The sequence below is a fragment of the Cohnella sp. WQ 127256 genome (genome assembly GCF_024519285.1).
In the GTDB taxonomy this organism is placed as follows: domain Bacteria; phylum Bacillota; class Bacilli; order Paenibacillales; family Paenibacillaceae; genus Cohnella.
This window is the reverse complement of record NZ_JAMZCY010000001.1, coordinates 1,764,828-1,780,019: the sequence shown is the minus strand read 5'-3', so window position 1 is coordinate 1,780,019 and position 15,192 is coordinate 1,764,828. Positions and strand designations below refer to the sequence as shown.

General features: G+C 50.6%; 15 protein-coding genes. All 15 read left to right on the top strand.

Going from position 1 to position 15,192, the window contains the following annotated elements; genetic code table 11:
• Nucleotides 1-26 precede the first annotated feature (26 nt).
• Nucleotides 27-1,226: an acyl-CoA dehydrogenase family protein gene (locus M1K58_RS07945; RefSeq protein ID WP_256758113.1), complete on the top strand. Its 1,200-nt coding sequence runs from the start codon at nt 27-29 to the stop codon at nt 1,224-1,226.
• Nucleotides 1,227-1,248: 22 nt separating this feature from the next.
• Nucleotides 1,249-2,349: an alpha/beta hydrolase family protein gene (locus tag M1K58_RS07940; protein ID WP_256758112.1), complete on the top strand. Its 1,101-nt coding sequence runs from the start codon at nt 1,249-1,251 to the stop codon at nt 2,347-2,349.
• A gap of 20 nt (nt 2,350-2,369) precedes the next feature.
• A complete protein-coding gene (locus M1K58_RS07935; protein WP_256758111.1) occupies nt 2,370-2,828 on the top strand; it encodes a pyridoxamine 5'-phosphate oxidase family protein in 459 nt (152 codons plus the stop codon).
• Between the two features lie 29 nt (nt 2,829-2,857).
• Nucleotides 2,858-3,559, top strand: coding sequence for a CoA transferase subunit A (locus M1K58_RS07930; RefSeq protein WP_372339135.1), 702 nt, complete (start codon nt 2,858-2,860; stop codon nt 3,557-3,559).
• 25 nt (nt 3,560-3,584) lie between these two features.
• Entirely contained in the window at nt 3,585-4,226 is a 642-nt protein-coding gene (locus M1K58_RS07925) for a 3-oxoacid CoA-transferase subunit B (protein ID WP_256758110.1), read from the top strand.
• Nucleotides 4,223-5,131, top strand: a complete 909-nt coding sequence (locus M1K58_RS07920; RefSeq protein ID WP_256758109.1) for a fumarylacetoacetate hydrolase family protein — start codon at nt 4,223-4,225, stop codon at nt 5,129-5,131. The genes M1K58_RS07925 and M1K58_RS07920 overlap by 4 nt, the downstream gene beginning before the upstream one ends.
• A 27-nt stretch (nt 5,132-5,158) precedes the next feature.
• Nucleotides 5,159-5,926, top strand: coding sequence for a cyclase family protein (locus M1K58_RS07915; RefSeq protein WP_256758108.1), 768 nt, complete (start codon nt 5,159-5,161; stop codon nt 5,924-5,926).
• A gap of 18 nt (nt 5,927-5,944) precedes the next feature.
• Nucleotides 5,945-7,126, top strand: a complete 1,182-nt coding sequence (locus M1K58_RS07910) for an acetyl-CoA C-acetyltransferase (protein WP_256758107.1) — start codon at nt 5,945-5,947, stop codon at nt 7,124-7,126.
• A 40-nt stretch (nt 7,127-7,166) separates the two neighbouring features.
• Complete coding sequence (gene rpoN / locus M1K58_RS07905) at nt 7,167-8,453, top strand: RNA polymerase factor sigma-54 (RefSeq protein ID WP_256758106.1); 1,287 nt, start codon at nt 7,167-7,169, stop codon at nt 8,451-8,453.
• A 272-nt stretch (nt 8,454-8,725) separates the two neighbouring features.
• Nucleotides 8,726-10,363: a glycoside hydrolase family 43 protein gene (locus M1K58_RS07900; RefSeq protein WP_256758105.1), complete on the top strand. Its 1,638-nt coding sequence runs from the start codon at nt 8,726-8,728 to the stop codon at nt 10,361-10,363.
• Between the two features lie 242 nt (nt 10,364-10,605).
• On the top strand, nt 10,606-11,499 hold the full coding sequence (locus tag M1K58_RS07895; RefSeq protein WP_256758104.1) for a sugar phosphate isomerase/epimerase family protein: 894 nt from the start codon (nt 10,606-10,608) through the stop codon (nt 11,497-11,499).
• A 17-nt stretch (nt 11,500-11,516) separates the two neighbouring features.
• Entirely contained in the window at nt 11,517-11,921 is a 405-nt protein-coding gene (locus M1K58_RS07890) for a C-glycoside deglycosidase beta subunit domain-containing protein (RefSeq protein ID WP_256758102.1), read from the top strand.
• A 249-nt stretch (nt 11,922-12,170) separates the two neighbouring features.
• On the top strand, nt 12,171-12,962 hold the full coding sequence (locus M1K58_RS07885; RefSeq protein WP_256758101.1) for a sugar phosphate isomerase/epimerase family protein: 792 nt from the start codon (nt 12,171-12,173) through the stop codon (nt 12,960-12,962).
• Between the two features lie 19 nt (nt 12,963-12,981).
• Nucleotides 12,982-14,052, top strand: a complete 1,071-nt coding sequence (locus tag M1K58_RS07880; protein WP_256758100.1) for a Gfo/Idh/MocA family protein — start codon at nt 12,982-12,984, stop codon at nt 14,050-14,052.
• A 3-nt stretch (nt 14,053-14,055) separates the two neighbouring features.
• Nucleotides 14,056-15,006 (top strand): ROK family glucokinase, encoded by a 951-nt coding sequence (locus M1K58_RS07875; RefSeq protein WP_256758099.1) that lies wholly within the window; start codon nt 14,056-14,058, stop codon nt 15,004-15,006.
• Nucleotides 15,007-15,192 lie beyond the last annotated feature (186 nt).

Below are 15,192 nucleotides of genomic sequence, written 5' to 3'. Positions count from 1 at the left end.
ACGATCGAAGAAAGGCGGGGATTAAGATGGCAAATCCGACTCAACAAGAAGTGTATTCTTACGATGAGGCTTTAGCTCACGCGAAGGCGCTTGCACCCAAAATCCGAGAGCGGGCTCAACAAACGGAAGCGATGAGAAAACAGATGGACGAGACGATCCAAGAGATTGTCGATTCCGGGTTAATTAGAGTTCTGCAGCCCCGAGCTTTCGGTGGGCATGAACTGCCGCTCGAAGCGTTGATCGATACGACGATCGAAATATCGAAAGCGGATCCTTCTACGGGCTGGTGCTATACCCTGCTTGGCCTACATTCCTTTATGTTGGCAGGTTGGCCGGAACAAGCGCAGAAGGACGTATGGGAACGCAGCCAGAACGCGCTCATCGCATCGGCCTTCGCGCCTGTCGGCAAGTTCATTCGAGTGGATGGTGGTTTTCAATTAAGCGGAAAGTGGAGTTTCTCATCGGGCATTGACCACAGTTTATGGGTGATGGTCGGCGGAATGGAACCGCCGACGAAGGAAGGCCAGCTGCCGAAGCACTTGATGTTCCTGCTGCCAAGAGAAGATATCGAAGTTGAAGATGATTGGCATGTCGCGGGGATCAAAGCCAGCGGAAGTAAGTCTATCGTTATTAATGAACCTATATTCGTGCCCGAGCATCGCGTGGCTGATCTGGTCATGTGGTCGAAATTCAGTAAATCGGCGGGTATGGACATTCACCAAGGCCGAATCTATCAGTTGCCGATCATGAACACGATAGGGTTCTTCCTTGCTTCGGCGACATATGGGGCGGCGCGCGGTGCGTTCGAGCTGTGGGTGGAAACCAGTCAGAAGAAGGTCGCCTTGTATTCACAGAAGAACGTAACCGGCTTCAGCCATCAACAGATTCGGATCGCAGAAATGTCCGCTGAGCTGGATTGCGCTGATCTGCTTTTGCACGAAGCCGTGCGGATTCTCCAGTCTTCAGGCAAGGTGGATGTCGCGAGAAAGATGCGTTGCGCGCGCGATTTCGCGTTCGTGAACAAAATCAGTTCCGATGTGGTCAGACGCTTGTTCGAAAACAGCGGAGCGAGCTCCATCTACGATTCCAACCCGATGCAGCGCTTCTGGCGCGATACCCAGATCATGTCGATGCATGCGGCTTTGAACTTCGATTTTGCGGGAGAAAACTACGGCCGGCATTTGATGGGAGTACCGTTGGATCCAAAAAATACGCTATATAACTAAGTACGGAAGGGGGATAACCGAATTGTGGCATTATTATCCTGATCATTATATGTTTTCCTACCAAGTCGTTCGGATTGCGAGCCAGAGCTTGTTCGGCGGCGGTGAATTCAATGAGATCATCGAAGCGTCCAGCCAGATCAATCCGGGAGATTACGAGAGCTTCCATCGGGCTTGGATGGGCTTAGGTCAACGCGTGCTGAGCGAAGGAAGCAAAGCTCTCGACGAAGGACACAACATTACGGCGCGGGCGGCTTTCCTGCGAGCATCGAACTATATTCGGACCGCCGAATTTTTCCTGACGCCGGAGGATCCGCGGAAAATCCCGACTTATCTGAAAGGGATTCACTTATTCCGCAAAGGGGCCGGTATGCTGGAAAATCCGCCAAGACAGGTGGAGATCCCCTATGAGAGCTCCTTCTTGCCGGGCTACTTCTTTCAGGCGCCGAATCAAAAGAACGGACCGTTGGTCATCATGTTCGGTGGATTGGATTCCACGGCTGAGGAATTGTATTTCGGTCCGGCCCAATTGTTGAACGAGCGGGGGATCTCCTTGCTTGCCGTAGACGGTCCGGGCCAAGGGGGAGCGCTGAGGCTCGGCCATATACGAACGAGATATGACTACAACGTTGCAGGTACCGCGGCGCTGGATTTCGCCATCGAGCAGCTTCCGATCGATCCGGAGCGCGTCGGCGTCATGGCTGTATCCATGGGCGGTTACATGGCTGCTCGCTGCGCGGCCTTCGAGTCTCGCTTTAAAGCTTGCGCCATCTGGAGCGCGATTTACAGCTACTACGATGTGTGGGCGAGAAGACCGGACGATCACCCGTTGTCCAAAATCGCTCAGCATATCGTGGGAGTCGAGAGCATGGCCGAGGCTAGAGAAAAGTTCAAAACCTTCACTCTGCAAGGGGTAGCCGAAAAAATCAAGGTGCCGACCTATATCGTGCATGGAGAAGACGACCGCCAAGTTCCGGTTGAACACGCATACAAAGTCTACAACGACCTGACTTGCGAGCGGACTTTGGTCGTCGTACCCGTAAGCAGCACCGGGTCAGCACATTGTCAGGTGGACAATGTGACCAAGACGTATCCGTTATACGATTGGCTGCAGGAGCAACTATAAAATTAAGGCGGGGTGCAAGCATGGCGAAATCCAAATCCATCTCGACCGAGCTATCGCCTGAGCAGCTTTTGCTCCTGGGTACGAATCCACTGATCTTATTGAGTACAGTCGACCATGAATCGGGATCGCCGAGTATCTCGGCGATCTCCTGGGTGAAGGCGATAGATACTAAGTCCGTTCGATTCGCGATCACCAGCAATTCCCGGATTCTTACCAATGTGAAGGCCGCCAATAAAGTGACGCTTTGCTTTATTGGCGGAGGTACAGTGCATACGGTGACAGGCTCGACTCAGGTATTAACGGAGAAATCAGACGGTGTCGCGATGACTCTATCCATCGTTGAAATATCGATCGATGCGGTATTCGATTCGATGTTCTGGGGAGCCCAAATCACACAAGCTCCGGCCTACGAGAAGACTTATGACGCAGATAAGGCGCAAGCGTTGGACGATCAAGTCTATAAAGCCATGCTTGGCTAGCTTGAAAGAACGGAGGGGTAACAATGGCCGTGAATAAAGTCATGCAATCATTCTCGGAAGCGATCGCCGATATCGGAGACGCTAATACGTTGATAGTTGGGGGATTCGGTTTGTGCGGTATTCCGGAGAAGAGTATCATGGCGCTACGGGACCGAGGGACGAAGGATTTGACCGTTGTTAGCAACAACTGCGGCGTCGACAATTGGGGTCTCGGCTTGTTGCTGGCCGGGAAGCAAATCAAAAAGATGGTGTCATCTTACGTCGGCGAGAACAAGATATTCGAAACGCAATATTTAAGCGGGGAACTTGAGGTCGAGTTGGTTCCGCAAGGGACGCTAGCCGAACGGATTAGAGCGGGAGGGGCCGGCATCCCGGCCTTTTTCACGCAGTCCGGCGTGGGCACACCGATCGCTGAAGGCAAAGAACAGCGGGTATTCGATGGCAGAACGTATATCATGGAACGCGGCATCAAAGGGGACTTCGCTCTCGTCAAGGCGTGGAAGGCGGACACGATGGGCAACCTCGTATTCCGCAAGACGTCAAGGAACTTTAACCCACTAGCCGCGATGGCTGGCAAAATTACGATCGCCGAGGTCGAGGAAATCGTGCAGTTGGGCGAGCTCGACCCCGATGAGATTCATACGCCCGGTATTTACGTAAAGCGCGTGCTCCTGGGTTCCAACTACGAGAAACGGATCGAGCGCAAAACGGTACGCGCGGTGATCGGTTAATTCAAATAGCAGGGCGGGATGAAACATGGATGTTCGTATGAAAATCGTGAAACGTGCGGTCAAGGAAATCGAAGACGGCATGTATATCAACCTGGGGATCGGCATGCCGACGCTTGCGGCCAACGAGATCCCAGAGGATTTCCATGTCATGCTGCAATCGGAGAACGGCTTGCTCGGAATCGGTCCTTACCCGACCGAGGAGCAGCTCGATCCCGACTTGATCAACGCGGGCAAAGAAACGGTAACCGCGGTGAAGGGAGCCGCGTTTTTCGACAGTGCGGAGTCTTTTGCGATGATTCGCGGCGGCCATATCGATCTGGCGATTCTAGGCGGCATGGAAGTATCGGAGAACGGTGATCTGGCAAATTGGATCATCCCCGGCAAGATGGTGAAAGGGATGGGGGGAGCGATGGACCTGGTGCATGGGGTAAAAAAGGTCATCGTCGTCATGGAGCATGTGAACAAGATGGGCGAGTCCAAGATAAAGAAGCAATGCTCGCTCCCGTTGACGGGACAGCGGGTCGTGAAAAGACTGATTACGGACTTGGCTGTTTTCGATTTTACCGAGCAAGGCATGGTATTGACCGAAGTGATGGAAGGCGCCACCCTGGAAGACATTCAGGCGAAAACCGAGGCTGCCTTTACGATCAAGGAGGGGTTGCAGTGAAATTCGTGACGTTCTTGAATCCATCAGGGGAGCAATGCTGCGGGTGGATTCATAAAGACGGTGTTATCGATATGCATAAGGAAAGCGGAGGGAAGCTACCGGTACGATTGCTGGATTTGCTGAACGAGTTCGAAGCCGGTATGGAAATTATTCGTGGCTTGCAACAAGAAGAACTTGAAGCGACGTATTCCCTGTCCGAGGTTAAGATACTGGCACCGATCCCCCGACCGCCCAGCGTACGGGATTTTGTCTCCTTCGAGACCCATATCCAGAACGCGACGCGCCGGACGAACAACTCGATGCCGAAGGAATGGTACGAGATTCCGGTGTTTTATTTTACAAACCATCATGCCATCGTCGGTCCGGACCAGCCGGTACAGCGTCCAAAAAAATGCACGAAGCTGGACTATGAATTGGAACTGGCCTGCGTAATTGGCAAGGAAGGCCGGAACATCAAGGCCTCCGAAGCAGACGACTATATCGCGGGGTACATGATTTTCAACGACTGGACCGCTCGCGACCTACAGGCTCAAGAGATGAAAGTCAATCTTGGTCCAGCTAAAGGCAAAGATTTTGCCACGGCCACGGGGCCGTATTTGGTCACCAAGGACGAATTGGAGACGTATCGGGTGAATGACCGTTACGATCTAGAGATGAAAGCATTCGTAAACGGCAAGCTGCTGTCGCACGGCAACTTTCAAACGGTCCATTACACGTTCGGCCAAATGATCGAACGGGCCTCGGAGGATGCGACATTGTATCCGGGGGACATCATCGGATCGGGCACCGTCGGCTTCGGATGTTTGCTGGAGCTTGGGCTGGAGACGCACCGTTGGCTGCAACCGGGGGATGAAGTCGAGTTAACGATTACGGGGCTGGGCCAACTGCGAAACAAAGTCGTATAAATATTAAATTCAAAGGGGGGAGTCGCATTGACACGAAATAGACCCAGAATCATCGATTTAAGCGTTTCGATCGGAAGTGACGTGATGGATCCGCTTCCTTTCGCCATTCGATACGAAAGCCACGAGGAAGGCGTTCACCTAGGAGCAAAATTATTCGGCGTCGTGCCGGAGGCGTTCCAGGAAGGGAAAGGGTTAGCCGGAGAGTTTTTGGAGCTTACAACGCATGCGGGAACACATGTGGATGCGCCATGGCACTATTGGCCGACCTCTGAGGGCAAGCCGGCACGCACTATTGACGAACTGCCGCTCGATTGGTTCTACAATGACGGAATCGTCCTGGATTTTACCGATAAGCCGGCGGGATACGAGATTTCATCGAACGATTTGATGATGAAGCTCGATTCGATTGGCTATGAGCTAAAGCCCTTCGATATCGTGATGATTCGTACGGATTGCGATAAGAAAATCTATGATCCGGCTTACGCACAGTCTCACCCCGGCGTATCGGCGGAAGCGACGCTGTGGCTGATCGATCAAGGCATCAAGGTAATGGGAATCGATGCTTGGGGCTGGGATATTCCATTGAAATACCAAGCGGAAGACTACAAGCGGAATCCGAGGGACGGCGTCCTGTGGGCCGCCCATTTCGCCGGCAAGGAAAAGGAATATTGCCAGATCGAGAAGCTGGCGAATCTTGACCAATTGCCGGCAACCGGATTTAAGGTATCCGTTTTTCCTGTAAAAATTCATCGGGCGAGTGCGGGCTGGGCGCGCGCCGTCGCCATCTTAAACTAAAGAACTAGGAGGAATACGATGCGAGAAGTGGTTATCGTCGAAGCCGTCCGTACGGCAATCGGTTCGTTCGGCGGCAGCTTGGCCGACATATCCGCCGTCGATCTTGGCGCTCATGTAGTTCGCGAAGCTGTCAGACGAAGCGGGATCAACCCGAACGAAGTGTCAGAGGTGATCATGGGCAATGTGCTGCAAGCTGGCCTCGGCCAAAATCCGGCTCGGCAAGCAGCGATCCATGCCGGATTGTCCGAATCCATACCTTCCTATACCGTGAACAAAGTGTGCGGATCCGGATTGAAAGCCATCGCTTTGGCCGCGCTCTCGGTTGCCGCGGGCGAGTCGGAGATCGTGGTTGCTGGTGGCATGGAGAATATGACCCAAGCGCCTCATCTGCTCAAGCATTCACGTAAGGGATATCGGCTAGGTCATGGAGAATTGGTAGATAGCATGATCTCGGATGGCCTGTGGGATGCCTTCCACGATATTCATATGGGAATCACGGCGGAGCATATCGCCGAGAAGTTTCAATTTAGCCGAACGGAGCTGGACGAGTTCGCGGCAAGGTCCCAGGCACGCGCGCGTTTGGCGCAGGAAGAAGGAAGATTTAAAGAAGAAATTGTGCCCTATCTCGTGCCTAGCAGAAAGCAAGAGCCACTGATGTTCCAACATGATGAAGGAGTTCGAGGAGACACAACACTGGATAAGCTTTCGGCATTGCGTCCCGCATTTAAGAAAGACGGCGTGGTCACGGCAGGGAATGCATCCACACTGAACGACGGAGCATCGGCCGTAATCGTTATATCCAGCGAGAGAGCCAAGCAGCTAGGGTTGAAACCTATGGCTGTCATTTCCGGATATGCATCGGTGGGTTGCGATCCAAGACTGATGGGGCTGGGTACGGTGCCTGTCGTTCAAGCTACGCTAAGAAAAACGGGATGGTCCATTCCCGATATCGATCTATTCGAATTGAACGAGGCTTTCGCTTCCCAATCGCTCGGCGTCACGATCGAGCTTGGATTGCCGATGGATCGGGTCAACGTCAACGGCGGTGCGATCGCCTTAGGACACCCTATCGGGGCAAGCGGCGCCCGCATTGTCACGACGCTGCTGCATGAGATGCTGAAGCGCGATGCCAAGAGAGGCATGGCCGGTCTATGCATTGGTGGCGGCCAGGGCATCGCTATGGCGTTCGAACGCGTGTAAAATAAGGAGACAATAAACAACCGTACGGGGGAGTGAAGATATGAAGCTTAACATGAGTATGAGCCAGAGGCGATTGTATAAGCTCATTATGACTTCTAAGATGGAGCAGTCGCTTTATATGCTTCAGGCCCCTATTACGGATATCGCAGAATACTTGCAGCATAAAGCGAACGAGAATCCGTTTCTCCACAGTGAGCTCGCTGCTGATTCATATGTAAGTTCCGTACCCTCCGAGAGGGGGAGCGATCCCGGAACGCTGGCATTCTATGGTTCGGGAGGCTTACTGGCAAATGTCGAAGATCAGCTCATACTGACAGATTGTTCTGAAGCCTTGCGCAGGAAAACGGTATTCTTAGCCGGTAACCTTGATGAAGCAGGTTATCTGCGAATCGACCTAGGAGAAGCAGCAGCTTTCCTGAATTGCTCAATAGAGGATGTTGAGCAAGCACTTGAAATACTGCAAAGTTTCGAGCCTGCAGGAATCGGAGCAAGAGATTTAAGAGAATGCTTGTTGCTGCAAATCGCAAGGGATTGTTCCGCAGCTCCCTATGCCGAAGACATTATCAAACGATTTCTCCAAGACTTGGCGGAAGGGACAGCGCTGTCGATCCAGCAAAAGCTCAAGATTACCAAAGATGAGCTCGAAACAGCCATAGACTATATTCGCGGCTTGGATCCGCGACCAGCGTCCTTTTATACAGAACCCGAGTTATTACAGATCGTCCCGGAAGCCGAGATTACCTGGGCACAGGACCAATTAGAAGTCCGATTGTTAGATAAGTACATGCCGATCGTTTCGTTGAACGAAGATTATTTGGAAATTCTGAGCAGGCAAGACATGAGTCCTGAGCTTAAGGAGCAATGGTTCGAGGCCCAATCGCTGATCGCCAATTTAGAACGAAGAAAGCAAACTCTTCGACAGGTAATTCTGACTGTAGTTAACGCACAGAAGTACGCTTTCAAAGAAGGCCTGACAAAGCTGAACCCGTTTTTGCTTAAGGATGCTGCATCGGCGTTGCAACTGCATGAATCGACCGTGAGCCGCGCCATTCAGAACAAATATATCCAAACCGATTTTGGCGTTATTCCTATTAAAGTTTTATTTAGCAAATCAATTCGAACGGCAGACGGCCAAGGAGTATCCGTTCCTTACGTCAAAAGCCGCATCGCAGCCATGGTTAGGCAAGAGGATCGGCAAAAACCGATTTCGGATGCCGAGATAGCGGAACGATTAAAGGAGGAAGGGATCCGTATATCCCGCAGAACCGTCGCACAGTATAGAAAGTCTCTTAACATCAAAAATTCGTCGCAGCGCAATCAGAAATAGCGTACGATTCCAAATAAAACTCGTCCCGAAGAGGGCTTGAGACGATGACGCAAACGAATAGGAGTCTCTGGAGAAAAAGGGGAGTTGCGACGATTTAAGTTGTCGTTTTCGAGAACGAAAGAACAACACGAACGTCTGATTAACGATAAAATAAGGTCGATTCTTGGGTAGATCGATCCTCTATAAAAGAGATAATATTTAGTCGTATACGTATGATCTTCTAGCAGGGTAGACGTATTTGGCTGTGTATCATTTTATATGGAGGGCTTTCTATGAACGATAAAATACTACATAATCCGATTTTGCCGGGCTTCTATCCGGATCCTTCGATCTGTCGTGTCAATGACAATTTCTATTTGATCACTTCGAGTTTCTCGGTTTTTCCAGGAATCCCTATCTTCCAAAGTACCGACTTGATGCACTGGGAGCAGATCGGGCATGTTCTTGACCGCAAGTCGCAACTGCATGTAACGGCGGATCATCTTGGGGGCGGAATCATGGCGCCAACGATCCGGTATCATAACGGAACTTTCTACGTGATCGGTACAAATTTCAGTGACAAAGGGAATTTTATCGTTACTGCGACCGATCCTCGAGGACCTTGGTCTGATCCGCACTGGCTGCCGGATGGTCCAGGCATCGATCCGTCGTTGTTCTTTGACGACGACGGCAGAGCGTACTTTACCGGAACAAGGCGGGATCCGAAAGCGGACGGCACGCTCGGCGCACAGGTGATTTGGATCAGCGAGATCGATTTGGAACATATGCGTCTTGTAGGCGAGAATCGGACCCTATGGGGAGGCGCTCTGAATAATTGCGCATCCCCTGAAGCCCCTCACCTCTACAAAAAGGAAGGATATTACTATCTGGTCATTGCCGAAGGTGGGACGGAGCACTACCATGCGGTCACGGTTGCTCGGTGCAAGTCGATATTCGGAGACTACGAGGGTTATGACGGCAACCCGATCATGACGCATAGACACTTGGGAAAGCTTTATCCACTCTGTAATGTTGGACATGCAGATTTCTTCGAGTTGAAGAATGGAGAATGGTATGCCGTGATGCTGGCTTCCCGTCTCATAGACGGATGCCACAAGAATTTGGGCAGGGAAACCTTCATCGCTCCAGTTACATGGGAGGAGGGTTGGCCTGTCATTAGCCCGGGAACGGGCAAGATCGAATGGAGCTATCCTGCGCCGGATCTACCCGTATTCTCCCCTCAATCCATTCCAGTAAGGGATGATTTCGACGGGGATCGTCTCCGCATGGATTGGATCTTCTTCGGTACGCCTAACGACGATTTCTATTCCTTGGCGGACAGCGGATTGACGTTGAAGCTGCTACCCCGATCCATGGCGCCAAAGCTAGAAAAAATCGATTTTACCAAAATCGGCAGGGAGCATCATGTTCCGAATCTAAGCTTCGTCGGACGCAGGCAGCAACATCCTAGCTTCCGCGCATCTCTACGCATGCGCTTCCATGCGCGTTCAGAGAATGAGGCGTCAGGCCTTGTCATCATGCAAGCAAGCAACCATCAGTTTCGGCTCGAACGCTCTATGGAGAATGACAAGCAAATTCTACGGCTGATTCAATGTGCTAGCCAACTAGAAGGGTATCCACATTTGCCTCATTTCAAGGCAGAGACAACAGAGGTAGAGCTTGCAAAAATCGATATCGAATCCGAAGAAATCATTCTTGGTATCGTTGCCGAAGAACAGGCATTCCATTTCTATTACGGCATATCGGAAGGAAGCCTTACCCCTCTATATAAAAACGCGGACGGGAGACTATTAAATCCGGAAATCGTTGGCGGCATGGTAGGAACGCTGATCGGGATGTACGCCAGCTCGAACGGTAAGGAGAGCGCTAACGTCGCTGTATTCGATTGGTTTTATTATGAGGGAGCTTGAGTGTCAAGACATCACAGAACAAATCGTGATCGAACTGTGCGAAGCTTTAGAAGCACGGTTCATTGATGAGAAGCGAATAGGACCGCGAAAAGATAGCTTACCGGAATGCCGCATATAGGTCGAATATTCGATAATTCGGAGTCGGTTCGCGGGTAGAATGCCGGTACTTAATTTCGGTAACATGAACGTAAGCTTGAAAATTTGGTTGACAATCGCAATATTTACAAAGGAGAGTAGAAGAAATGAGCAATCAACCAGGGGGAACGGGTAACCCCAAACGCGGCGTCTCGATTTATAGCTATGCGGGCGAATACGGCGTGACGATGACGCTTGAGGATATGTTTGCCGAGATGCACAGCATTGGCGCGAAAGGCGTGGAAATATTGGCGAATGGGCACATTGAAAACTATCCCAACCCAAGCCAAGAGTGGCTGGAAAATTGGGACCGATTGATCGCCAAATACGATATCGTGCCGGCTGAATACGGCCATTGGGTAGATTCGCGGATGTATCAAGGCCGGGAGTTGACTTCTCAGGAGTCTTATGACATGTTAGTTCGCGATTTCAAGTTGGCCAACCGACTCGGGTTCAAGGTGCTTCGCACCAAGCTTGGAGTGATCGACGACACGCTGACGCCTGTTCATAACTGGAGAGAGTTTATCGAGATGGCGCTGCCTATGGCGGAGCGATACGATGTGCGCATGTGTCCGGAAATTCACGTCCCTACGCTATTGAAATCCAAAATGGTAGATGATTACGTGGAGTTTATCAAGAAGACGGGAACGAAGCACTTCGGCCTCAACATCGACTTTGGCGTATTCGAAACGAAACGTTTGCCGGCTAGTGAATGGGGACCGGACGACTTCGTCATGCCGGAATCCGAGCATAGTCCGGTGGAAGATATCATTCCATTGCTTCCGTACGTTTATTGCTGCCACGCCAAGTTCGTTAAAATGTCCGACGATTTCGAAGAAATGACGATTCCCTACGAAAAAATTCTACGTACATTGATGGAGCATAATTGGGACGGCTACCTTGTCAGCGAATACGAAGGACCGAAGAAAGATGTACAGGGCTATGCCGTTGATCAGGTACGGAAGCATCACGTGATGATGAAACGAATCTTGGGCAAATAAGGAGAGGAGCATGCCAAATGCTTGAGAAAGAATGCATTCAACAAAGAGGGTTTCGTAACGTAGAGTTGGATGGAAAAGTCACGGGATTTCAAATCAACATAAGACTTACCAATTACCGAGGCCTCTGGCTGTCGCAGCTTCGCCCTGCGACGATTATCGTAGACGGCGAAACGTTCGCCGGACAACAGATTACTTGGACGATCAACGGCGTGACCTACGAACAAGCAGAGTTGGCGGAACGTGGGGATGATCATTGGAGCCTTTTGGATCCCGCGACGCTCACTGTCGCCAAAGAGGGCGGTCTGGCAAGCGGTTGCCATGAGATCGAAGTTCGTTTTGTATACAGTTCGTCTTACATACCGCCGGTTGCTGACACGCTTCTTGGCTCGAAACCGCATAAACGAACGCTGATTTTGGTTTAGAAGAGCAAACAGTAAAATCATTGTAATCATTATCCCGAGAATTCCGACTTCTCGGGATTTTCATGTTTGGAATCCATGAAAGAATGATCATCTGAGGTCGCAATAAATAATCGATTGCAAACGGAAACAAAACTGTGATATTCTAAAAACAAATACATTTACAATGTGTAAATGATTAATTAGTGTTTAATGGTTATCGATGTGTTAGTAGATGAATTGCTTGAATGACTATAAGGAGGTTGAAAGCAGATGCAGCTTGGAATCATTGCGTTGCCAGTCGAGGAAAGCTTTCAAATGGCAGCTCGGAGAGGACTGGACTTCTTGGAATTTTGTATCAATGAAAGTAATGACGGAAGAGCCTTCTATGAGGACCAGCAAAATCTTAAGCAATATATGAATCGATATCGCGTAAGTGTAGGCTCCGTCGGGAGATGGAAGTCCAAACGCATCGATATGCAAGGGAGATTGATCGAAGAAGAGTTGGAGATTTGCTACCGTCTGATTGACGTCGCCAGCGAACTAGGTTGCGCGAATTTCGTCAGCGGATGCAACTACGTGGATGAACTGTCATACTACGACAATTGCACGGCAGCCATCTCGTTTTTCTCGAAGCTTATCGATTACGGGAAGGACAAAGGCGTTACGATTTCATCCTATAATTGCCGCAAGGGCAACTTCATTCATAATCCGGCGGCTTGGACTGTCATTCACGGACACCTCGCCGAACTCGGCATTAAATACGACCCGTCGCACAGCAGGTACTTCGGAGGAGATTACTTGCAAGAGTCGAAGGATTGGGGTCATCGATTCAAGCATGTGCATCTGAAGGGCTCCATGATCGCAGGCGGTGAAAGGGTGGATGATCCGCCGGCTGGTCTGGATCAGACGGATTGGCCAGCGTTCTTTTCCTTGTTGCGTGCTAAAGGGTATAGCGGAGGGTTAAGCATCGAGCCGCATTCGCAGGTTTGGTCCGGCGAGCTCGGTCAGCAAGGGATCGACTATACGGTCCGATATATGAACGAATTATTGTTTAGAGCTTAGGGGAAGGAGAGGATGACACATGGAGCGGAAATTAAGATACGCCATCATCGGTGCGGGCAGCAATGCGGAGAAAAAGCATATTAAAGGATATCTTAATCTTCCACACGTCGAAATGGTCGCGGTTTGCGATGTAAACTTCGAACAAGCGAAACGTGTTGCGGATAAGTACCAAGTAAGCAAGGTTTACAGTGACTATAAGGAAATGCTGCGAAACGAAAACTTGGATATTGTTAGTATTTGCACGCCAAATTTCCTTCATGCGGAAATTTCGATTGCAGCTTTGCAAGCCGGCGTGAACGTTCACTGCGAGAAACCGTTGGCCGTTAACGGCAACGAAGCCCGGCAAATTCTGAGGGTGCAGGAAGCATCGGAGAAAGCTTTGATGGTAGGTTTGAACAACCGATTCACGAATGAGTCGGTTTTCGTCAAACAATACATCGACCAGGGGTTGTTAGGTGAAATATACCAAGCTAAAGCAGGCTGGGTGAGAAGAAGCGGCATTCCGGGTCGCGGTACATGGTTTACGAATCAGAAGCTCTCTGGCGGGGGCGTCATGATTGATCTTGGTGTCCATTACTTGGACTTGGTCCTGTATTTTATGAATATGCCTTCCCCGTCATTCATTGCGGGTTCTACACGTCAGACGTTCGCTGATACGACCACGCGGAACCGCAATGGTTATAAGGGAAATCCGAACGGCGTATTCGATGTGGAAGACAGCGCTGTCGGCCTGCTTCATTTAGAGAACGGCGCGACGGTAAGCTTCGAATTCAGCTGGGCATCCAACATCGAGCAGGACAAGTTTTATTACGAGCTGATCGGCACGAAGGGCGGCGTAAGCTTCGTAAACGGGGAGCTGAAGCTGTTCTCGGAACAGTCCGGGACTTGCGTGGACATAGGGCCGAAGCTGAATCCTAATATCCGAACGCTAGACGAGTTCCAGCATTTCACCGAATGTATCGCAACCGGCAAGCAACTGCTGGCCCCGGCTTGGCACGGCGAGTATTTCATGAATATCGTCGACGCTTTCTATGAAGCGGCAGGGAATCAAAAGCCTTACGATTTCAATAAAACAAAGGTTGGAGTGTAGAAGATGGGCGAAAAAATATACGTTGGCGTTGATCTAGGAGGCACGACGATAAAAGTTGGCCTTTGCGATGCGAAAGGACAATTATTAAAAACCTATGAAGGCGACACGGAAGCGCAGCATGGGGCAGAGCATGTACTGAGTAATAGTGCTGCTTATGTACGCAAGCTATTCGATCAGACCGAATACGACTGGGATCAAGTCGAAGGCATAGGTGCTGGGATTCCGGGCTTCATGGATATTCCGAACGGGTTTGTGAAATTATCACCTAATCTTGGCTGGAGAAATGTAGATGTCAAAGGGACGTTGGAAGCGAAGCTCGGGAAGTCCGTACGGATCGACAACGATGCCAACGTTGCTGCGCTAGGCGAAGCTTGGGGCGGTGCCGGAGCAGGCATCGACAACTTAATTTGCTTCACGTTAGGAACGGGCGTCGGCGGCGGAATTATTGCAAAGGGCAGCCTAATCCAAGGCTTCGCCGGCATGGCCGGAGAGCTCGGACATTTGAATGTTGTGCCGGAAGACGAAGCGATTTCATGCGGATGTGGCAAGAAGGGCTGTCTAGAGACGGTATCTTCCGCTACGGGCATTATCTACATGGCGAAACAAGCCGTTGCGGATGGAGCAGAAACGTCCTTATCATCTTTGGAATCGATAACGGCCAAGGATGTTATGGACGCAGCCAAGCTAGGAGACCAGACCGCGATCAAAATCGTTCATCGAGCTGCATTTTACTTAGGACGGGCGATGGCGTTGATGTCCGTTACTATAAACCCGCAGCGGTTTGTTGTAGGTGGCGGCGTATCGAAAGCCGGAGAATATTTGTTCCAGATCATCGATCACTACTATAGGGAGCTAGCCGTAGAGAACAGCCAAGAAGGCGTTGACATCGTGCCGGCCGTTCTCAGTAATGATGCAGGCGTTGTAGGAGCAGCCGGACTTCATTTATTCGGATAATGGTTATAGTCGTGAGGTCTGAAATCCGATAATAAATGGTCGCTTTTGGAGTAGAGCCCGTTTTTAAGTAAAGCCATAATGGAATTGTAAGCAATTGTAGTCGGAATGGCAGTGCGAGTACTAAAGTGTGCCCTAAAGGTTAACGTAGTGTTAAACATTAACTAAATGTAATCCATAAAGCAGGGA

Bases quoted from the DNA above. Each gene is read 5' to 3' on its own strand.
- M1K58_RS07945 (WP_256758113.1), top strand. From the start codon at position 27: ATGGCAAATCCGACTCAACAAGAAGTGTATTCTTACGATGAGGCTTTA.
- M1K58_RS07935 (WP_256758111.1), top strand. From the start codon at position 2,370: ATGGCGAAATCCAAATCCATCTCGACCGAGCTATCGCCTGAGCAGCTT.
- M1K58_RS07925 (WP_256758110.1), top strand. From the start codon at position 3,585: ATGGATGTTCGTATGAAAATCGTGAAACGTGCGGTCAAGGAAATCGAA.
- M1K58_RS07910 (WP_256758107.1), top strand. From the start codon at position 5,945: ATGCGAGAAGTGGTTATCGTCGAAGCCGTCCGTACGGCAATCGGTTCG.
- rpoN (WP_256758106.1), top strand. From the start codon at position 7,167: ATGAAGCTTAACATGAGTATGAGCCAGAGGCGATTGTATAAGCTCATT.
- M1K58_RS07900 (WP_256758105.1), top strand. From the start codon at position 8,726: ATGAACGATAAAATACTACATAATCCGATTTTGCCGGGCTTCTATCCG.
- M1K58_RS07895 (WP_256758104.1), top strand. From the start codon at position 10,606: ATGAGCAATCAACCAGGGGGAACGGGTAACCCCAAACGCGGCGTCTCG.
- M1K58_RS07890 (WP_256758102.1), top strand. From the start codon at position 11,517: ATGCTTGAGAAAGAATGCATTCAACAAAGAGGGTTTCGTAACGTAGAG.
- M1K58_RS07885 (WP_256758101.1), top strand. From the start codon at position 12,171: ATGCAGCTTGGAATCATTGCGTTGCCAGTCGAGGAAAGCTTTCAAATG.
- M1K58_RS07880 (WP_256758100.1), top strand. From the start codon at position 12,982: ATGGAGCGGAAATTAAGATACGCCATCATCGGTGCGGGCAGCAATGCG.
- M1K58_RS07875 (WP_256758099.1), top strand. From the start codon at position 14,056: ATGGGCGAAAAAATATACGTTGGCGTTGATCTAGGAGGCACGACGATA.